The organism is Actinomyces sp. Marseille-P3109 (assembly GCF_900323545.1).
GTDB lineage: Bacteria > Actinomycetota > Actinomycetes > Actinomycetales > Actinomycetaceae > Actinomyces.
This window is the reverse complement of record NZ_OOHN01000008.1, coordinates 40704-60550: the sequence shown is the minus strand read 5'-3', so window position 1 is coordinate 60550 and position 19847 is coordinate 40704. Positions and strand designations below refer to the sequence as shown.

The window sequence follows — 19847 nt, the reverse complement described above, 5'->3', positions numbered from 1 at the left end:
ACGCCGCGGGGCTCGGCGGCATGGGCGGCCGACGTCGAGGGGAGGAGATTCAGGGAACGCCGAGCGCCGCGTCCCGGAGCGGGTCGGGGCGCGGGGCCACCCGGGCAGACGCAGCGCCACCATGCGCCCAGCCCGGCCCCACGTATCACAGGAGTTACGACAACTGCTCAAAACGGGTTCTTCGTGTCGTGGGGATGGGGTTGTGCGGGGCTTTCCTCGTCGGGGTCTCGGGGTACGTGGTCGTACGCGATCCCACCCGGTCGTACGTAAAACCGCGCGGTCGTACCCCCAGCGCACGCGGTCGTACGTAAAACCGCGCGGTCGTACCTTAGAGCCCCTCTAAGGTACGACCGCGCGCCGCCGGGTACGACCACGCGACGCCGAGTACGACCGCGCAGGACCCCGAGACGCCGAACCACCGGCACCCGCTCACCCCGACCACGCCCTCACACACGAAGAACCTCAAAACATAGCGGCGGATGCCCGCCACACTTCCGCGTGGCGGGCATCCGCCGCCGGTTCGATCGCGCAGGATCCGACGCGTGCGTCCGACGTCTATCCGGCGACTAGGGAACGACGACGAGGACGTCGCACTTCGACTTGCGGAGCACCTGGACGGAGACGGCTCCGAAGATGCGGCCGAACAGCGAATCGACGCCTTGGGATCCGACGATGACGAGGTCCGCCTCGGTCTCCAAGGTGACGAGGGTGACGGCATCGACCGCCGTGCCCTCGACGACGACGCCCTGGGCGAGGGCGACGCCGCGCTCAACGGCGGTATCACGCGCCTTCTCGACGACGGCGTAGGCCTGGTCCTCGGTGAGCCGAGCCTCGACGACCCGCACATCGGCGACGGGGGCGGACTCGTTGATGCGAGCCTTGTCCCGCGCCGAGACGGGGTCGAAGCCGGCGACGAGGAGAAGAGCGGCGTCGCACAGGCGAGCCATCTCGCAGGCGCGATCGATGACGTGGGTGTTCGCCTCGACATCGCCGACTCCGGCGACAATGGTGGTATAGGTCACGGATGACATCCTTTCGTGGGGCACCCGGTCAGGCCACGGCAGTCTCAGTGGCGGACACGGCGGCGGCGCGCACCCGCGGGTCCGCGTCCTTGACGGTGTCGATCCACTCGATGAGCAGACCGGCGATGATGAGGAAGACTGCGACGAAGAGCAGGGCGTTGACCGGGTGATCGCCGAGCAGGTGCTTGTAAATGGGACCGAAGGTGAGGGTCTGGATGAACTGGGGGATGACGATCATCATATTGATAACGCCCATGTAGACGCCTCGGCGCTCCTTGCGGATCATCTCAATGGCCATGATGTAGGGTACGCCCGTAATAAAGCCCAGGCCACACCAATGCCGATCATGGGCAGGTAGAGGACCGCGGTGTGGCCGGGGCTGCCGATGCAGGTGAGCAGGACCAGGCAGACGGCGGCGAGGCACAGCGCCGCGGTGTGGACGTGCTTGGGGCCGATGCGGTTGGCCAGTCGCGCCAGGAAGAGGGCGACGACCGTGCAGGAGACGTAGTAGACGACCATGAGCCCGGTGGCGAAGCCGGAGGCGTTGTTGAAGGCCTCGGTCTTGGCGTACCCCGGGTCGGACAGGTTCACGCCGAAGTAGGTGACGGCGCACATGAGGCCCAGGTACTGCCAGAAGACGTTCATGGCGTACCACTGGAAGAGGTAGACCAGGGCCATCTTCTTCAGGCCGCGGGGCATCTCGACGATGGCGACGCCGATGTCCTTGACGAAGCCGAAGGGGCCCTCCTCCCGCTTCTTGCGCTCGAGCTCGACCAAGCCCTCCGGCGTGGGCGGCAGCTCCTTGGTGGAGAGCACCGAGATGAGCACCGAGCCGATGGAGCACACCGAGCCCACCATGAAGGCGCCGAAGACCCAGTAGGGGATGCCGGCGGCGGTGGCGCCCGCCAGGGTCTTCTCCAGAACGACGAGGGTCCCGGCGGCCAGGGCCGAGCCGGCGCCGATGAACAGGGACTGGGCGAGGAAGCCCTTGGCGAGCTGCTTGGAGGGCAGGAGGTCGCCGATGAAGGCCCGGTAGGGCTCCATGGCCGTGTTGTTCGAGGCGTCCAGCAGCCACAGGCACAGCACCGCCATCCACACGGCGGTGACGAAGGGCATGAGGAACAGGAACACGGAGCAGCCGACGGCCCCGATCAGGAAGAAGGGCTTACGGCGTCCCCACTTCTCGCTCCAGGTCCGGTCCGAGAGCGCCCCGATGAGCGGTTGGATGAGCAGGCCGGTGACGGGTCCGGCCAGATTGAGGATGGGGATCTCGTCAGCGGAAGCCCCGAGGAACTGGTAGATGGGCGACATGGCGTTCTGCTGCATGCCGAAGGAGTACTGGATGCCGAAGAATCCGACGTTCATCAGCAGGATCTGAGCAGTGCTCATCATGGGCTTGTGCGCGATGTCCGCCGCGCTATTCTGGGAAGTCTGTGCCATAGGTCATCCTTGTCCTGGGTCCTGTGGAACTCTGTCGACGCCGCCCGAGACGGACGCCGCACTTCCTGCCCGAGAGAACGCTGTACGGGACGGCGGGGATCTCAGGAAGTCAAGCAGGTCAATGATCCACCCAACATGACTAACGTTTGACAGGTCTTTAGTCCCATTATCGGATCTCGCACGAGCCGGACCGGGTCATGACTCAGGCACGCAGGGCAATCATCCCACGATGCGCGCTGAGGGGCACCTCCAGAGCCAGCGCCTCACCGTCCGGGTCCCCGGTGGGCCCCGGTGACCTGAGGCCCGCCGGGAGACGCACGGTGCCGCCTCCCTCCTCGCCGAGCGCGACGGCGGCCACTCCGCCCTCGAACTCGCGCACCCAGGCGCCCGAGGTCCTCCGGGGCCGTCCCAGCGGGCGCCCCAGGTCGGCGTCGAGGGCGGGGAACCAGGGAGTGCGCGAGTAGTCGTCGTGACCGGTGGCCGTGTAGGCGCCCTCCCCTCCCCCGAAGACCCAGAAGGCCGCCAGCCCGTAGAGGCCGGGGGACGTGCGGGCACCGGACATGGAGCCGCCGCCCCCGCCGTCGGGCGTGCGCACGATGGACAGGCCCGGCCCTCGCAGCTCGTGAATCTGGGCCAGGGCCGTGGCCTCGTCGAAGAGGTTGTCATCCCCCCAGCCCAGCCAGCACTCGTCGAAGCCTCCGCCCCAGGCGGAGTGACGCTCCCAGCGGCCGGGCTCCCGGCGGGCCTCGGCCACGTTGGGGACGAGGATCTTGCCCACGGCGTTGAGACCGGCGCCGACCTGGTCGACGAAGGTGCTCAGCTCGGCGCGCAGAGCAGCGGTGTCGGCGATGTTCTCCAGCGGGAGGTTCAGGTCGTAGTAGTCGTCGAAGACGTCGTTGTCCGCCATGATGCCGTCGAAGGCGGTGGGGGCAGTGGCCTGGCAGACCTCCTCCACCCAGCGGGCACGGTAGTCGGGGTCCCACACGCGGGCCTGGAAGTGCCCGGGGTAGGTGCTCCACTCGACCAGGTCGCCGTTGTCGCGCTTGGCGAGCCAGCCGCGGCGTCGGGCCTCGCGGTAGGACAGCCCCGAGGCGCGCATGGAGTCCGGCTCGAAGTCCCGCGTGGAGGACAGGCACCGGTAGGCCAGGACCGTCATGTCCGGTCGTGCCTCCTTGAGGCGGGCGGCCGCCTCGGTCTCCCAGGGCTGGAGGATCGCCGCCCGGTAGTGGGCGATGGCGAAGTCCAGCTCCCCGGGCTCGAGCGGGTTGCCGTAACGGATCCAGGCTCCGACGCCGCCGGTGCTGCTCCTCATGCTCCTCCTTGGTCGGCGCGGGCGCCGGTCCGCTCACCGGCGCCGCCCTGACGGTAGATCTTGTTGTAGGATGCGTTGACCTTGACCAGGTCGTAGGCCGCCTCCACGCGACCACGGGCGTTGAGGCTCAGACGTTCGTAGAGATCGACGTCGGAGATGACCTCCTGGATCTTGTCCGCCATGACGGCGGGGTCGCCGGGCTCGATGATGATGCCGCAGGGGTCCCAGGTCTGCCCGTCGTCGGTGACGATCATGTCCTCGACGACGGAGCGCACGGCGCCGACGTCGGTACTCACCGTGGGGATACCGGCCCCCATGGTCTCCAGGGAGACGACCGGCAGGCCCTCGTTGTAGCTGGGCAGGACGAACAGGTCGAACTCGGGCAGGAGCTCGCGGACCTTGACGGTCCCGCGGATGGTGATGACGCTCTCCAGGCCCTGCTCGACGATGCGGGTGAGGCACTGCTCGAAGTAGGAGGGCATGTGCTCGGTGGGCCCGCACACGTCCAAATGGATGTTCAGGCCCCGGTCCACCATGAGGCGCACCGAGTCGATCATGTCCAGCAGGCCCTTGATGGGCACGACGCGGGCGATGTACACCAGCTTCCACAAGTGCTTGTCCGCGCCCTCCTTCTTGATCACCTCGATGGCGGCCAGGCGCGCGGCGTAGGAGGCGTCGAACTCCGAGGTGACGATGCCGTTGGGGATGACGATGGCGCGCCCGGCGTCGCCGCCGAGCTCATTGGCCTCGGTGATGGCCCGCGGGTAGAGGTAGGTGGAGGCGTAGGCGTAGGGGTAGCACAGACGCCCCATCTCCAGCCACCAGGCCATCCACATGCGCTCGCGGCCGGTGACGTCGAAGGTGCGGTAGTCGGTGAGCCTGATGTTGAGGTCCAGCCTGCGTTCCAGGAGGGTGTTGACGGTGTCGCGCACGTAGAGGTTGTGCTCGGTCAGCAGCACCCGGGTGCCGTGCTCACGGGCGGCGTTGACGCTCAGGAGCATGGCGTAGCCGGTGGTGTGGGCGTGGTAGACCTGGGCGCGCGGGACCGGTTCGGCCAGGACCGCGTAGGCCAGGGAGAAGAAGTCGCGCAGGCACCAGAAGATGTCGGTCATCGACATCCCCAGGTCCGGCATCATGTCGTGGTAGGCCTCCATGAACTCGCGCGTTCCCAGGACCGCCCAGACAGGGTAGCGCCGTGAGGCGCTCAGGCCCTCGCCGATGATCTCCCACAGCGGCTCGGTGCGGCCCTCCTGGGCCAGGGCGATCATGGCGCCCAGGATGCGGCGGGACAGCTCGCGGCGCTGGCGGCGGTTCATGCGCAGGTCGCGCGGGCGGGCGCGCAGGAAGTCCTCCTGGTGCTCCTCCATGGACAGGTAGAGGACCCTGACCCAGGCGATGTTGTCCGGCATGCCGTAGAGGTCCTTGAGCGGGGAGTGGGAGTCCCAGGTGATGTGGATGATCCCGAAGGTGAGGTCGGGGTTGCCGGTGATGATGTCGTGGACCACCGCGGAGACGCCGCCCTTGAGGTAGGGGTAGGTGGACTCCATGACGATGGCGACGTCGACGTCGACGTACACGCCGTCCTCGGGGACGCCGTCGGGCAGGACGGCGGCATCGGGCTCCGGCTCGGGCTCCTCCGGCGGCAGGGCGATCTCGGCCTTGCCGGCAGGAGCCTCCTCGGCCTCAGCCTCAGCGGCCTGCTGGGACAGGGGCAGGGCTGCGGCGTCGGAGGCGGCCGAGGCCACGGACTCCCAGGCGATGGCGGGGGGAGCCACGGGCGCCGCCGGCTCCGGCAGACCCGCGTCTCCGGCGTCACCGAAGCTGTCGGGACCGTCCGGGCTGACGGCGGAGATCTGCTCCCGCGGGCTCCGCGCCGTCTCTCGGGAGGGTGCCACCGCGGCGGACGACGACGCTGGGACGATCCCGTGGGTCGCCTCGGCGGGGGTATCGGCGGAGGCCGACGGCGTGGCCGGGGCGTCCGGCGGGCCCATCCGCTCCGGAGAGCCCGCGGATCCTGGCGGCGCCGCCTGCGGCGGGGGCGCAGCCTGGGAGGCGGGGCGGACGGTCCCGAAGATCGGGGAGTCCAGGACGTCTGCCCCCTCGGGCGAGGCGGCCGGTGCCTGGGGCCGGGGACGCGGTTGCACCACGCCGTAGCCGGCTGGGGCCGGGGTCTGGACGACGCCGTAGATCGGCGCGGCCGGGACCTCGGGGGTGGAGGCCGACTCGCTCGTGGGACGGGCGGCGCCGGCGGCCGTACGGCCCGGGGACTTCGCTAGGCCCGCTGGTGACGCTGCGCTGCGGGGCGCCGCCCGGAGCTGGGCGCGTCGGACCCGACGCGCACCGGGTTCCCCCGGGGCGGCTGAGGCGCTGGGGGCGCCGGCAGAGCCCGGGGCACTGACGGGGCCGGAAGCGCTGTGCGCGCTGGCGGCGCTGGATCCCGAGGGGCCGCTCAGGGCGCTCGCCCCACCGGTGGTGACGACGACGCCGTAGCCGTCAGGACCGATCTTGACTGTGGGCCCGTTCTCCCGGCCCCGGTCGCCGATGCCGGGTGCGTCGTCGGGACTGGGCATCGGGGCGTAGCCGCCGGCTGGGGCCGAGTAGCGCAACGGAAGACTCTCCAGCCGGGCGCGGAAGGACGACGACGAGCTCACCAGGACATGGCCTTTCCCCAGAAGAAGGAGTACTCCGGCACGGCCCACCGCTTGCGGTAGAGCAGCAGCCCCAGCGCGCACAGCGCGAGGTCCACGCCGGCCAGCGGCAGATAGGCGCCGGTGCTGGCCACCCGCAGCAGCAGTGCCGCGGCGACGGCCACGTGGACGCCGGACAGGAGCAGGGCGGTGGTCGAGTCGCCGATGTGGTCGATCTCGTAGCACAGGAGCGTCAGCACCGTGAACAGGGTCGAGGAGACGCACACCTCAAGGACCAGGGGCACCTGCTCGGGGGCGATGAGGGCCATGGAGCAGATGACGATGATGACGCCGGCGGCTCCCACGACGCAGGCGCGGATGAGGCTGGCATCCAGCAGGCGCCGCAGAGTACGCCCACGGTCGCGCAGGCTGGCCATGCCCTCGTGCTTGAGGACGGTCTGGAACATGGCGATCTCGGTGTTGACCCGCGGGGCGGTGACCGCGAAGTAGTAGCAGTAGGCGACGACGGCGGGCTGGAGGCACAGGTAGACCAGCGCCACGTCGAAGTCACGACCGGCGCCCAGGAAGAGGAAGAACTTGTCCGACCACAGCACTCCTCCCAGGATCGCACCTCGGAGCATGTCCTGCACGAGGATGCCGGTGGCGACCCCGCGGGGGCGCAGGATCTTGCCCAAGGACCGGCCCATGGACAGCATCTGGCTGAGGGTGCCCAGCAGTGGGGGCAGATACCACCAGGTGGGCGCGGAGATGAGGGCGACGGCGTAGAAGAGCCATCCCACCGACCACAGGCGACGTCGGCCCGAGACATCGGCGACGATGAGGGACTGGACGAAGACGACGTGCAGGAAGAGCAGCGCCGTGTGCACGCCCATGACGCGCAGGTTCCATCCGGTGACGGTGGCCATCACGAGGATCTCCAGCGCCGTGGGCGGGAGCGCCCACAGGAACAGGGCCGGCCAGATGGAGCAGTAGCGCTCCAGAACCGCCCGCGGTCCGCGCCCGATCGAGTCGCCCAGGAGACGGTAGACGGGGGTGCCGATGATCTGGCTGAGCCAGGGAACCGCCACCGACACGCTCAGGACGATGACCGGCAGGCCGGTGCCGTCGATCGTGCTGGCCGCCATCTTCTGGGAGACGACCGGGAAGCTCAGGCCGAGCAGGATGGCCGGGGACATCCCCAGGAGCATCGCAGCACCCCAGTGCCAGCGCGCCCCGGGGGCGATGCCGCCGCGCTTGAGCGCCCGAGTGGGGGGCGCCGTGATGAGTCCCATGCCGATGAGGACGGTGATGACCAGGACGCCGATCGTTCCCGCCTTCGGCCAGGCGACCCATGCCAGCACCGCCGTCACAACACCGACGGCGCTCAGGGCCGCAGCAGAGTTGGCGGTCCGCAAGCGCGGGAAGCGGTGCTGATGAAAATGTCGCGGTTCGTATCTGAGTTGTGTCATGGGAGTAGTGGCACCAATGATGCGCGGGCACGCACGGGCGATCCGAGCCGAGCATTCAGTACCGTGGGTGAGGAGTGCAACGGCGGCCTGAATGAGGGCAGGCAGGTACGGACGAGTACGGGCAGAGACGGCTGGTTAAACAGCTCCGCACAGCGCGGAGCGACGACACTGACCGACCAGGCCCTAGGGACGACTTTCGCCGGAGCGTCACTCCACTTTATCGGGCGGATGACGGACATGAGTCGGTCAAGCCAAACTCTCAGTCTATTCTCCTGATTTATTCAGGTTTCATTAAAACTTTATTCAGATCGCCCCGCCGCGGCGCCGGTCCACTCACCTGTAAGTATTCACAACCCCTCTCCGGACATCCGCAAGGGCCGACCACGCAGCGAGATGGCCACCACCTGGACAAATGCGGTGCGGGCGTTTCCGCGCCTTCACCCCGCCGCGGTTCACACCAGAGTGAGGGGAGAACGACGATGGGCCGCAACCCGACTGGGCTGCGGCCCATCGTATCGAACCGATAGTGGAGATCAATGCCCTCGCAGACCCGTCAGGACACGGGTGGGGTGGCCGGCCGCAGCCCCGGCTCAGTGCCCGGGCTCGGCGGCCGGTGAGGCACCGCCGTCACGACTGATCGGCGCCGAGGGGATACGCAGCGGGCTGGATGAGCCTCCCCCTCCGCCGGCTGCGGCCTCCTCGGCCTCGCGCAGCGCGGCGACCTCGGCCTCGCCCTGCTCCCAGGGCTCACCGCGGAAGATGAACTCACCCAGGATGGACTCGCCCTCGGCGTCGACGATGACCTTCTGGCCCCGCTCGATCTCCCCGAAGAGGATCTTCTCGCTCAGGGCGTCCTCGATGTCGCGCTGGATGGCGCGACGCAGCGGACGGGCCCCGAGGACCGGGTCGAAGCCGCGCTCGGCCAGAAGATCCTTGGCGGCGTCGGTCAGCTCGATGGTCATCTGCTGCTCGGCCAGGCGCTTGTCGAGGCGCGAGACCATGAGGTCGACGATCTGGCGCACCTCCTCCTTGGTCAGCTGAGGGAAGACGATGAGGTCGTCGACGCGGTTGAGGAACTCGGGCCGGAACTGCTGCTTGAGCTCGCGGTTAACGTGGGACTTCATCTCCTCGTAGTCCATGGCGCCGGACTCGGTGGACTGGAAACCGGTGGCCACCGACTTGCCGATGTCCTTGGAGCCGAGGTTGGTCGTCATGATGATGACGGTGTTCTTGAAGTCCACCACGCGGCCCTGGGCGTCGGAGAGGTGCCCGTCCTCCAGGATCTGCAGTAGCGAGTTGAAGATGTCCGGGTGGGCCTTCTCGACCTCGTCGAACAGGACCACGGAGAAGGGCCGACGGCGCACCTTCTCGGTGAGCTGGCCGCCCTCGTCGTAGCCGACGTAGCCGGGAGGGGCGCCGAAGAGGCGCGAAACCGTGTGCTTCTCAGCGAACTCGGACATGTCGAGCTGGATGAGGGCGTCCTCGTCGTCGAACAGGAACTCCGCCAGGGCCTTGGCCAGCTCGGTCTTTCCGACGCCGGTGGGGCCGGCGAAGATGAAGGAACCGCCAGGGCGCTTGGGGTCCTTCAGGCCGGCGCGGGTGCGACGGATCGACTTCGACAGCGCCTCGATGGCCTTGTTCTGGCCGATGATGCGCTTGTGGAGCTCGGACTCCATGTTGAGGAGCTTGGCGGACTCGGCCTCGGTCAGCTTGACCACCGGGATGCCGGTGGACATGGCCAGGACCTCGGCGATGAGCGCCTCGTCGACCTCGGCGACCTGGTCGAGGTCACCGGACTTCCAGGCCTTCTCCTTGGCGGCCCGCTCGTCGGCCAGGCGGCGCTCGTCGTCGCGCAGGGAGGCGGCGCGCTCGAAGTCCTGGTCGTCGATAGCGGACTCCTTCTCCCGCTTGACCTCGGCGATCTTCTCGTCGATCTCGCGCAGCTCTGGCGGGGCCGTCATGCGGCGGATGCGCAGGCGGGCGCCGGCCTCGTCGACCAGGTCGATGGCCTTGTCCGGCAGGAAGCGGTCGTTGATGTAGCGGTCGGCGAGCTTGGCGGCGGCCTCGATGGCCTCGTCGGTGATGACGATGCGGTGGAAGGCCTCGTAGCGGTCGCGCAGTCCGGTGAGGATCCCGATGGTCTCCTCGATGCTGGGCTGGTCGACGGTCACCGGCTGGAAGCGGCGCTCCAGGGCGGCGTCCTTCTCGATCTTGCGGTACTCCTCCAGGGTGGTGGCCCCGATGGTCTGGAGCTCGCCGCGGGCCAGCATGGGCTTGAGGATGGAGGCTGCGTCGACGGCGCCCTCGGCGGCACCTGCCCCCACGAGCGTGTGGATCTCGTCGATGAACAGGACGATGTCGCCACGGGTGCGCACCTCCTTGAGGACCTTCTTGAGGCGCTCCTCGAAGTCGCCGCGGTAGCGCGAGCCGGCCACGAGCGAACCCATGTCCAGGGAGTAGAGCTGCTTGTCGCGCAGGGTCTCGGGCACGTCGCCGTGGACGATGGCCTGGCTCAGGCCCTCGACGACGGCGGTCTTGCCCACGCCCGGCTCCCCGATGAGGACGGGGTTGTTCTTGGTGCGCCGGGAGAGGATCTGCATGACCCTCTCCATCTCCTTCTTGCGGCCGATGACCGGGTCCAGCTTGCCCTCGCGGGCGGCGGCGGTGAGGTTGCGGCCGAACTGGTCCAGGATCGCGCTGCCCGACGGCGTGCCCTCCTTGGAGGGGCCGCCGGCGTTGACCGTCTCCTTGCCCTCGTAGCCCGAGAGCATCTGCATGACGGTCTGGCGCACGCTGGAGAGGTCTCCGCCGAGGTTGGTGAGGACCTGGGCGGCCACCCCCTCGCCCTCGCGCAGCAGGCCGAGCAGCAGGTGCTCGGTGCCGATGTAGTTGTGACCGAGCTGGAGGGCCTCACGCATGGAGAGCTCGAACACCTTCTTGCCGCGCGGCGTGAAGGGGATGTGACCGGTAGGGGCCGACTGGCCCTCGCCGATGATCTCGATGACCTGGCTGCGCACGGCGTCCAGGGAGATGTCCATGGACTCCAGCGCCTTGGCGGCAACTCCCTCGCCCTCGTGAATGAGACCGAGAAGGAGGTGCTCGGTGCCGATGTAGTTGTGGTTCAGGGCCCGCGCCTCGTCCTGCGCGAGCACGACGACGCGGCGGGCGCGGTCGGTAAAGCGTTCAAACATCAGTAGTTCCTCCTCGGCACGTGCTCGGTGCGGGGCCGCTCGTCCGGTGGTGGCGAGGGATGTCGCAGCGCCACGGAGAGACGGCGCTGGGGGCACGTGCTGACAAGGCTAACCAGCCGGATGCCTTGGCCATGCCCCTGTTCGCGGTAGGCGTGAGTCAGGCTTGAGCCGGGTCGGCTCAAGATGTGGAGCCGCGCGCTCGTCGCTTCTTGAATAGCCTGGTGAGTAAGGAGACAGTCCCAGCAAAGACGAGGAAGGAGAATTCCCGTGGCAACGACCACTCGGACCGTCGTCGGACAGCTCAGCGAAGTGGTGCCGTTCCTCGAGGCCGGAGTACTGAGCCGGTCCCGCTCGGCATCCGCCGAGGCCGCTGTGGATCTGAAGACCTCCGCCGGAGGTATAGCGGTCAGGGGTTACGAACGCTTCAGCATGATGGGGAACAGCCGTGTGGGAATGTCCGTCACCGCCATCCAGGACGGGCCCTACGTCCGCATCATCGGGATCACGATGGGTGGCAGTCAGGCGGTGTTCTTCAAACTCAACACCATCGGTGAAGAGGAGTTCATGATCACCCTCAACGCCACGATCTCCCAGTGGGAGGAGGAACACCCCGGCGGTCAGCCCGACCCTGCCGACCAGAGACCCTAGCCCGCCCCTGTCGCGTTCGTAGGGTGGGGCGCGCGTTCGTACCCTCTCCCCCTCGAACGCGCGCCCTCAGGTACGACCTCGCGGGGGTCGCGGCCGAGGTCAAGGCCCGGGACGCAGCGACGCGGCTCAGTCCAGCTCGAGCAGGCCGCGGCGCAGTGCCTCGGTGACGGCCGCCGTGCGCGAGTCGACGCCGAGCTTGGAGTAGGAGCGCAGCAGGTGAGTCTTGACGGTGGCCTCGGTGATGTAGAGCTCGGCCCCGATCTGGCTGTTGGACAGTCCTCGCGCCACGACCTGGAGGACCTGTCTCTCGCGTGGGGACAGGGTCACCGGTGCCTCCACCCGGTGGGAGGAACCGGCTGCGCCGCGCCTGGCCCCTCGCGCCACCCCCACGAGCCGGGTCGTCACGGCCGGGCTCAGCGCGCTTCGCCCCACGGCGGCGGAGAGCACGGCCTTGATGATGTCCTCACGCGGGGAGTCCTTGAGGAGGTAGCCGATGGCGCCGGCCTCGACGGCGCGCAGGATGTCCCCATCGGTGTCGTAGGTCGTCAGGACCACGACCCGGGGCGCGTCGTGACACGAGGAGATCCGGCGGGTGGCCTCGACGCCGTCGAGGCCGGGCATGCGCAAGTCCATGAGGACGACGTCGGGGGCGAGCTCGGCAGCCAGGGAGATGGCCTCGGTGCCGTCGGCCGCCTGGCCCACCACCTGGAGGTCCGGCTCGCCGGAGAGCATGCCGACGATCCCGGAGCGCACCACCGGGTGGTCGTCGACCACCAGAAGGCGGACCCGGCGGGCGTCCGGGCCGGATGGTGAACACGGAAGCGGGCGGGGCGGACCCGTGGAGCCCGGGGTGCTCGCTGAGAAGGGGCCGACATCGTTCACAGGGGCATTCTGGCCTCGACGACGGTTCCGACACGCCCGCGTTCATCGGGCTCCTGGAGCGGGTCGACGGTCAGCGTCCCACCGAGGGTCTCCACGCGCGATCGCATCCCGGTCAGCCCGGTCCCCTCCGGCGCTCCTCCCGCGCCGACGCCGTCATCGGCGACGGTGACGATCAGCTCTCCGGTTTCGGAGGAGACGGAGACGACGACATCGACGTGCCCCGCCTGGGCGTGGCGCACCACGTTGCTCAGGGACTCCTGGACGATGCGCAGGACCGCGACCTGGAGCGCGGAGACCGTCTGGGCCGGCAGCTCGACGATGAGGGAGATGTCCAGAGCGTGGTGCTCCTGAGACCGGGTCAGGCGCCGCAGCGCAGCCTCCAGGCCGTCGTCGCGCAGGGCACTGGGGCTCTCTCCGGCCACCAGCGCCCGAGCCTCGGCCAGGTTGTCACGAGCCACGGCCTCGATCTCGGCGAGCAGCCCGTACAGGGTCCGTGCCTCATGGGAGTCGCCGCCCGAGTGCTCGGAGAGATCATTGAGAGCCGTCTGGGCGAGGTTGACCACGGAGATGAACCCCTGCGCCAGGGTGTCGTGCACCTCCCGGGACCAGCGCTCGTGCTCGGCGGCGGTGCCCGCGGTGCGCTCAGCGGCGACGAGCTCGTCCTGCGCGCGGGCCAGCGCTGCGAGCGCCTCCTCCTTGGCCTCGAGGGCATGGATGGCCTCGAAGCGGACGATGTGGACCCAGGTGACCCACGTGCCCGCCACCAGGACGACGACGACCATGATGAGAGGGTTGATCCACCACGCCTCGTCGCCCTTGACGTACCCGACGACCGCGAAGCCCGCCCCGAAGACGAGGTGCGCCACGACGGCGGCCCACCACCTGGTGTAGACCCACCAGAGCATCGGCAGCACGATGAAGAAGCCCAGCATGGCCAGTTCGGAGTAGAACACGCCCAGGAGGGCGGCGGCTGCCAGCGTCCAGGTCAGGAGGCACCAGACCCACCGGGGCAGGTCAGCCCGATCGAGCGGGGGATACACACCCGTGGGGCTGTCCGTGCCCTCGCAGGCCAGGCGCAGCTTGCCGCGCAGGTCGCGGGGCCAGGACACGAGATCCTGCGTCTCCCGGGTCATCTGTCCACTGTATCGCGGCGGGTGATGACGACGGCGGCCACGACGCCACCCACGAGCCAGGCGGCCACGACGGCCAGCCCTTTGCCTGTCTCCCATCCCCCAGTGGGTTCTGCGACGGCGGCGGAGGCGGGCAGGAAGGCCTCGCGCATGAGCTCGGCCGACCACCTCACCGGCAGGACCGAGAAGCCGTGGACCATCCAGGCCGGCAGCTGGGACAGGGGCAGGAAGAGGCCGGAGACGAACTGGAGGATGATGATGACCGGCGTGAGGATCCCGGAGGCGGCGCGCGAGGAGGGGCAGCAGCGGCCGATGGCCAGGCCCAGGGCGGTGCAGGCGCCGATCGTGAGCACGAGGGTCAGGGCCGCCAGCCCCCAGGAGGCCGCCCGGATGGGCAGGCTCAGCCCCAGGACGAGGCCGCCGACGCCGATGAGGACGACGATGTTGAGCACGGACAGGACGATGTTGGCCAGGCACTTGGCGGCCACGTAGGCCCAGGCGGGTACGGGCAGGACGGCCAGGCGCTTGAGCTCGCCGGACTCCCGCTCGGCGGCCACGGAGATGGCCAGGATCTGCATGCAGGTCATGAGCACGCCCATGGTCATCATGGCCGGCAGCATGTACTCGCCGAAGGTGATGCCCCCGTTCATCTCACCGGGGAAGACGGCGTTGAACAGGATGAGCATGAACAACGGGTAGAGCAGCCCCATGACGAAGGCCATGGGCTCGCGCACGAAGCTGACCAGGCTCGCCCAGGTCAAGGTCAGGACGGCGGCCACTGCGCCGCCGGGGCGCTGAGCCGCTGATCCGGGTGCGGCGGAGAGATCGAGGGCGGTCGTCATGGGGGCTCCTCAGGTAGGCGGGCAGGAAGCAACGGGGAGACACGGAAAAGAGAGGGACGCCGGCGCGCCGGGGAGACGGAAACGGGCGGACGCGACGGCGGGTCAGGTGACGGCGAATCAGGCGATGTGGTGGCGGGAGACGAGCTCGAGGTAGTGGTCCTCGAGGCTCGGGCTGTGGACCTGGAGCCCGGGGACCTCGCCGTCGGGACCGGCGAGGCGATCCATGAGGCCCCGGACGACGGCGGTGGGCGTGGTCGTGGGCTCGGTGCGCTCGACGCCGTCCTCGATCCAGCTGACGGTGCGCTTGCTGCCGGCCTGGCGGGCGAGGGCCTCGGGAGTGCCGTACTCGACGACGCGGCCGCCCATGATGATGGCGACCTCGTCCGCCAGGTGGGCGGCCTCGTCGAGGTAGTGGGTGGTCAGCAGCACGGTGGTGCCGTCGCTGCGCAGATCCTTGACGAGATCCCAGAAGACGTGGCGGGCCTCGGGGTCGAAGCCGGTGGTGGGCTCGTCGAGGAACAGCAGCTCGGGGCGGCCGATGATGGCCAGAGCGACGTCGAGGCGGCGACGCCGCCCTCCGGACAGGCGCGAGGCGCGGGTGCGGGCATCGTCGGAGAGCCCCACGCGATCGATGGTCTCGGCGACGTCGGCGGGCTGGGAGAAGAATCGGGAGACGTGAGTGACGGCCTCGGAGACGGTGAAGTCCTTGAGGTCGGCGGAGGACTGGGAGACGACACCGATGCGGGCGCGCCAGGCGCGCAAGGCCCTCCCGGGATCCTCCCCCAGGACGGAGACGGTGCCGCCGCCGCGGCGGCGCAGGCCCTGAAGGATCTCGACGACGGTGGTCTTGCCGGCACCGTTGGGTCCCAGGAGGGACAGAACGGTGCCGGCCGGGACGGCGAGATCCAGGTTCTCAAGGACGCGCTTGTTCCCGTAGGACTTGGTCAGGCCACTGATCTTGACGGCGGGGAGCTGCGACATACCACCAGTGTGTGAGTTGGATCGCAGCTTCAGTAGCGACCGGTCGGACCACGCGGTTGTCCACCATTCGGTGGACAACCGGCCTGCGGCGGAGGCGCGTCGCCTCGCATCTTCAAGCCGGAGCATTCGAGCGCAGAACCCGCCCGTCCCAACACCGCGAACCTCGAGCAGTTCGCCGATGAGTAGTGAGTAGCCTGGCCGCTTCTCGGCATCTCGAATCCGCCCTCGATCCTCGCGTGCTGGTCAGCGCTGCATCAGGGCTATGGCGGGCCGTGTCACAGATCACCGCGCCGCACCGCTCCCACTCCCACCGGCCCTGACCGCGGGCCGGCGCAGGCTCGTGCTCCGTGCCGCCGTCCTGCACGCCTCCACGAGGACGTCGATGGCCAGCGGCCGGGGCCTCTCGGCGCGGGTGACCACCTCGACCCGCCGGTGCTCCCGGGCCAGCGGACGCACCTCAACCCCCTCGTGCCGGTAGGCGCTCAGCGCCATCCCGGGCAGCAGCGCCGCCCCCACTCCTGCGGCCACGAGTGCCTGCACGGCCACATAGTCGTCGGAGGCGTAGGCGGTCTCGGGCGTGAAGCCGTTGGCCCGCCCCACGGCGATGAGCTCCTCGTGGCAGCGCGCGCACCCCGTCACCCACCGGCACCGGGCGCCGTCAGCGATACGCGTGATGCCGCCGGGATGGGTGACCAGGTAGAGGACGTCGTCGAGCAGGTGCACCGCCCGAAGACCCTCACCGGCATCGTCGTCGATGTAGGAGAAGGACAGGACCGTGTCCACCCGCCCGCGCCGCAGCGCGTCGAGTGCCTCGGGCGGCTCGGCGTCGACCAGCTCGACCTCCAGGCCCGGGTACTCGCGGCCGACGACGTCGAGCACCCCGGGCACGAGCGAGGCCACCGCCGACGGGAAGGCGGCCAGGCGCACCCGCCCCGCCTCCGCGTGCGCCATGGAGACCACCTCGCGCTCAGTGCGGTCCAGCAGGTCGAGGATCTCCTGGCCGCGAGCCGCCAACGCCCGCCCCTCCTCGGTGAGCCGCACTCCTCTCCCCGCCCGCGTCAGCAGCACTGCGCCGGTCGCGCGCGACAGGGCCGCCAGCTGGTGGGAGACGGTGGACTGACTGAATCCCAGGGACTCGGCGGCGGCCGAGACGGTGCCGAGCCGGGAGAGCTCCACGAGGGCGCGCAGCTGCTGAACATCGATCACACCACTAAGTATGTCTTGTATCGATGGGTACTGGTCAAAACATTCATTGGACCGATAGTCCAGTCGTCATCATCATGGAGACATGACCGCGACCGACGCCCTGACACCCGCCGCCATCACCCGGGCCGACCTCGACTTTGACGCCGTTCTGCGCACCTACGAGGCCATCTCACGCGTCCTGCCCGAGACCCCATCCTGGTCCTACCCGCTGCTCAATGCCGAGGCCGGGGTCGACGTCGTGGTCAAGCACGAGAACATCCAGCCCACCGGCGCCTTCAAGGTCCGCGGCGGGGTGGCGCTCATGGCGGCGCTCAGCCCCGAGGAGCGGCGCCGCGGCGTCGTGACCGCCTCCACCGGCAACCACGCCCAGTCCCTGGCCTGGGCGGGTGCACACAGCGACGTGCCCGTCACCGTCGTCGTGCCGATCAGCGCCCCGGCCCGCAAGGTGGCCGCGGTGCGCGCCCTGGGCGCCCGCGTCGTCGTCGAGGGAGACACGATGTGCGACGCCCTCGCTCATGCCGAGGCCCTCTCCCTGAACGAGGGGATGCGCATGGTCTCCCCCGGCGACGAGCCGGCGATCGTGCTCGGGCACGCCACCGTCTACCTCGAGCTCTTCCGTCGCCACCGCGACCTGCGGACCGTCTACGCCCCGGTCGGCTCAGGCTCCGGAGCCGCCGGCGCCTGCCTCGTTCGCGACGTCCTGGCACCCGGGTGCAGGGTCATCGGCGTCCAGTCCAGCGCCGCCCCGGCCGCGCACCGCGCCTGGAAGACCGGCAGGCCGGCCACCGTCCAAAGCCGCACCCGCGTGGCCGGCCTGGCCGTCGGGGCGAGCTTCGCCCTCACCCAGTCCGTGCTGGGCCGAGGCCTCAACGACTTCATCCTGGTCGACGACGACGACATCCAGCGCGCCGTCGGCCTCATGTGCACCCACGGCCACACCCTGGCCGAGGGCGCCGGTGCGGCGAGTCTGGCCGGGCTCATGGCCGACCCCACCCGCCACGGCCCCTGCGCGATCGTGTGCACCGGCGGCAACGCCGACGACGACGAGCTCGCCGGCATCGGCCGCTCCGCCGTCGCCGACGACGTGGCCCTCACCTGCTGAACCAAGCCGTTACCCATCGGAAGGTTTGGGGAACACTCCCCGTTGAGCCGGGGCGGCCGCCCGGGTGACACTCAAGTGAGGGCCGGGAAGCGCAGTCGGGGGCGCATACCCGGCCCTCTCCCTTGCTCCAGCCGCGTCGACCATCATCACCGGGTCATGCTGCCGCCAGGAGTGACCACCGCGCGGACATGAACGCGGTCTCAGCCTGAGCCCCAATTGGAAATCCGCAGAATTCCGAGGTTCTCTCGCACGAATCCCTTCCTCAACGGTTTTCATGTCCGCTGGGTGGACGTTCTCATGCGCTGCGAGACGCCATCCTCGCTCTTGCCGCACCCGGATGAGCGGCGAGGACCCGCCTGACCTCGTCGACGATCCTGCCCGAACGCACGTTGTTCGCCGTGAACCGGATGGAGGTGTACCCCAGCCGCGCCAGCTCCCGGTCACGGGAACGGTCATGGTCGAAGGCCCACATGTCCGAGTGGTACTCGTAGCCGTCGAGCTCGACGACGAGCCATCCTGCAACCAGAAGATCCACCTCACCGACACCACCGATCTCCACTCCGTCAACGACGTCGAGACCGGCACCCCGCAGCTGGACACGCGCCAGCGTCTCCAGCGGGCTGCGCGCTCGGCTGCTCGTCCGTTGCAGGCGCCGGCGCCCCAGCACCCGGCGCGATCCACGCAAGTAGGCACCGACCTGCTCGTACGTGACCCGGCCCTGCTGGAGGGCGGCATCAACCGCTACCAAGGCAGTCCATTCCTGGGCGCAGCACAGAAGATCAGCGAGACAACGTGCCAGGGGAACAACGGGGAAGGAGCTCAAGGACAAGGACGGAAGATCCCGAGTCTCATGCTGATGCTCACCCCATAACGGCGCCGCCTTGTGCCCCCGCGGTGTGAGGACATGAAGAGTCTTCGGCGACGACGGCAGCGGTAGCCGGTAGTACGCAGCCGCGTGCTCACACGTGATCAGTCCCCGATGAACGCGGGCGATCAGCACTCTCTTGTCGACGTCGGGCAGGGCCACCACACCATGCGGGTACCGCCTGAGGCGGCCGGAGTCCACAAGCGCTTGAAGACGACGACGTTCCGAACGCTCCAGTTGAAGATCCACCTGACGGGCCGCACCATGCGTATCGCTGATACGGGTGAGCAATGCGCTGGTGTCCATGACCAACATGTTGGGCCGGTACGGAGAAGGGCGCCAGAAGAGCGGAGACACCTGTGGATAACAACCGGTAGCCGCCGGCATTCTCAGCGAGGTCGGTGTCCACAGCGCGGACATGAACCGGTTCGAGCTGGATACTTGATCCGGAGAACCGCAGAATCATGCGGTTTCACAACTCAACCCGACGATGTCGGTGGCTTAATGTCCGCTCCATGGACACTCGCGCGGGGAATCAGCGCCCAGCAGGGCCCGCGTGCACGGCAGAACCGGTCGACGTGGGCCGGCTCCAACGCAGGTAGGCGGCCGTCGCGGCCAGCACCAGGATGCCGCCCACCCAGAAGTGAGGCATCCACAGCAGCAGCCGCCACCAGCCGTAGCGCGAGAGCGGCTCCCCCGCCAGGAGCCTTGGGACCGCCGACGCCGAACCGGCCAACCCATAGGCCATGAGCAGGATCCCCGACACCCAGCCGAAGGCCAGGCGCATCCAGCGCGGCACCCTGATGACGTCCGGGCGCAGGAGTGCGAACCCGAAGACGACGAAACCCAGCTTCACCAGCCCGGAGACGAGGACGACCACGACGAACCAGGTGGGACGCTCCTGAGCGAGCCGCAGGCCCTCGCCCTGAAGAACCGTGTCGACCAGCCACGGGGAGCCCAGCGCCCAGGACACGCTGACGCCGCCGAAGAAGGCCCACCACAGCATCATGGCGACAACCACCGCCCGCGAGCGCCCCGTCATCTCAGCGCGTCCTCACATCGCATCGGCCACAGCATCGTCGGCCTCCTTCGACCTAGGTCCTGTTGCATATGTCCGGGCGGCGCTGCGA

14 protein-coding genes and 1 pseudogene are annotated in these 19847 nt (G+C 69.1%); 2 read left to right on the top strand and 13 right to left on the bottom strand.

The genetic code is table 11. The features are described from left to right. Positions 1-566: 566 nt before the first annotated feature. The 6 genes and pseudogenes from BQ8008_RS00450 to BQ8008_RS00420 all read right to left on the bottom strand — a co-directional run bounded on the left by BQ8008_RS00450 (position 567) and on the right by BQ8008_RS00420 (position 11061). Complete coding sequence (locus BQ8008_RS00450; RefSeq protein WP_108832345.1) at positions 567-1022, bottom strand: universal stress protein; 456 nt, start codon at positions 1020-1022, stop codon at positions 567-569. A gap of 28 nt (positions 1023-1050) precedes the next feature. After that, positions 1051-2462 (bottom strand): annotated as a pseudogene (locus BQ8008_RS00445) (MFS transporter). Positions 2463-2664: 202 nt separating this feature from the next. After that, complete coding sequence (locus BQ8008_RS00435) at positions 2665-3774, bottom strand: putative glycoside hydrolase (protein WP_108832344.1); 1110 nt, start codon at positions 3772-3774, stop codon at positions 2665-2667. Then, entirely contained in the window at positions 3771-6425 is a 2655-nt protein-coding gene (pelF, locus tag BQ8008_RS00430; RefSeq protein ID WP_108832343.1) for a GT4 family glycosyltransferase PelF, read from the bottom strand. The genes BQ8008_RS00435 and pelF overlap by 4 nt, the downstream gene beginning before the upstream one ends. Beyond that, entirely contained in the window at positions 6422-7816 is a 1395-nt protein-coding gene (locus tag BQ8008_RS00425) for a hypothetical protein (protein WP_234415150.1), read from the bottom strand. The genes pelF and BQ8008_RS00425 overlap by 4 nt, the downstream gene beginning before the upstream one ends. 644 nt (positions 7817-8460) lie before the next feature. Then, positions 8461-11061, bottom strand: coding sequence for an ATP-dependent Clp protease ATP-binding subunit (locus BQ8008_RS00420; RefSeq protein ID WP_108832341.1), 2601 nt, complete (start codon positions 11059-11061; stop codon positions 8461-8463). A gap of 267 nt (positions 11062-11328) precedes the next feature. On the opposite strand from BQ8008_RS00420, the gene BQ8008_RS00415 reads away from it, so the two are divergent. After that, positions 11329-11709, top strand: coding sequence for a DUF6054 family protein (locus tag BQ8008_RS00415; protein WP_108832340.1), 381 nt, complete (start codon positions 11329-11331; stop codon positions 11707-11709). Positions 11710-11835: 126 nt separating this feature from the next. Here the strand turns inward: BQ8008_RS00415 and BQ8008_RS00410 are convergent, their stop codons facing one another. The 5 genes from BQ8008_RS00410 to BQ8008_RS00390 form a co-directional block, all read right to left on the bottom strand. Then, positions 11836-12591, bottom strand: coding sequence for a response regulator (locus tag BQ8008_RS00410; RefSeq protein ID WP_108832339.1), 756 nt, complete (start codon positions 12589-12591; stop codon positions 11836-11838). Further along, positions 12588-13724 (bottom strand): sensor histidine kinase, encoded by a 1137-nt coding sequence (locus tag BQ8008_RS00405; protein WP_108832338.1) that lies wholly within the window; start codon positions 13722-13724, stop codon positions 12588-12590. Before BQ8008_RS00405 ends, BQ8008_RS00410 begins: the two co-directional genes overlap by 4 nt. After that, complete coding sequence (locus BQ8008_RS00400; RefSeq protein WP_108832337.1) at positions 13721-14563, bottom strand: ABC transporter permease; 843 nt, start codon at positions 14561-14563, stop codon at positions 13721-13723. The genes BQ8008_RS00405 and BQ8008_RS00400 overlap by 4 nt, the downstream gene beginning before the upstream one ends. Positions 14564-14680: 117 nt before the next feature. Continuing rightward, positions 14681-15544 carry an ABC transporter ATP-binding protein gene (locus tag BQ8008_RS00395; RefSeq protein WP_108832336.1) on the bottom strand — a complete coding sequence of 288 codons (864 nt, stop codon included), beginning with the start codon at positions 15542-15544 and terminating at the stop codon, positions 14681-14683. A gap of 282 nt (positions 15545-15826) precedes the next feature. Continuing rightward, the gene (locus BQ8008_RS00390) at positions 15827-16750 is read right to left on the bottom strand and encodes a LysR family transcriptional regulator (protein WP_108832335.1); all 924 of its coding nucleotides are present in this window, start codon (positions 16748-16750) and stop codon (positions 15827-15829) included. Between the two features lie 82 nt (positions 16751-16832). On the opposite strand from BQ8008_RS00390, the gene BQ8008_RS00385 reads away from it, so the two are divergent. Then, complete coding sequence (locus BQ8008_RS00385) at positions 16833-17852, top strand: threonine ammonia-lyase (protein ID WP_108832334.1); 1020 nt, start codon at positions 16833-16835, stop codon at positions 17850-17852. Between the two features lie 295 nt (positions 17853-18147). On the opposite strand, the gene BQ8008_RS13530 is transcribed toward BQ8008_RS00385, so the two are convergent. Further along, positions 18148-18600 carry an endonuclease domain-containing protein gene (locus BQ8008_RS13530; RefSeq protein ID WP_234415149.1) on the bottom strand — a complete coding sequence of 151 codons (453 nt, stop codon included), beginning with the start codon at positions 18598-18600 and terminating at the stop codon, positions 18148-18150. A 652-nt stretch (positions 18601-19252) separates the two neighbouring features. Beyond that, entirely contained in the window at positions 19253-19759 is a 507-nt protein-coding gene (locus tag BQ8008_RS00375; RefSeq protein ID WP_108832332.1) for a DUF3995 domain-containing protein, read from the bottom strand. Positions 19760-19847: the final 88 nt, after the last annotated feature.

Coding starts and splice junctions, on each gene's coding strand:
- BQ8008_RS00400 (WP_108832337.1), bottom strand. CDS start 14,563: ATGACGACCGCCCTCGATCTCTCCGCCGCACCCGGATCAGCGGCTCAG.
- BQ8008_RS00385 (WP_108832334.1), top strand. CDS start 16,833: ATGACCGCGACCGACGCCCTGACACCCGCCGCCATCACCCGGGCCGAC.
- BQ8008_RS00395 (WP_108832336.1), bottom strand. CDS start 15,544: ATGTCGCAGCTCCCCGCCGTCAAGATCAGTGGCCTGACCAAGTCCTAC.
- BQ8008_RS00375 (WP_108832332.1), bottom strand. CDS start 19,759: ATGACGGGGCGCTCGCGGGCGGTGGTTGTCGCCATGATGCTGTGGTGG.
- BQ8008_RS00405 (WP_108832338.1), bottom strand. CDS start 13,724: ATGACCCGGGAGACGCAGGATCTCGTGTCCTGGCCCCGCGACCTGCGC.
- BQ8008_RS00420 (WP_108832341.1), bottom strand. CDS start 11,061: ATGTTTGAACGCTTTACCGACCGCGCCCGCCGCGTCGTCGTGCTCGCG.
- BQ8008_RS00435 (WP_108832344.1), bottom strand. CDS start 3,774: ATGAGGAGCAGCACCGGCGGCGTCGGAGCCTGGATCCGTTACGGCAAC.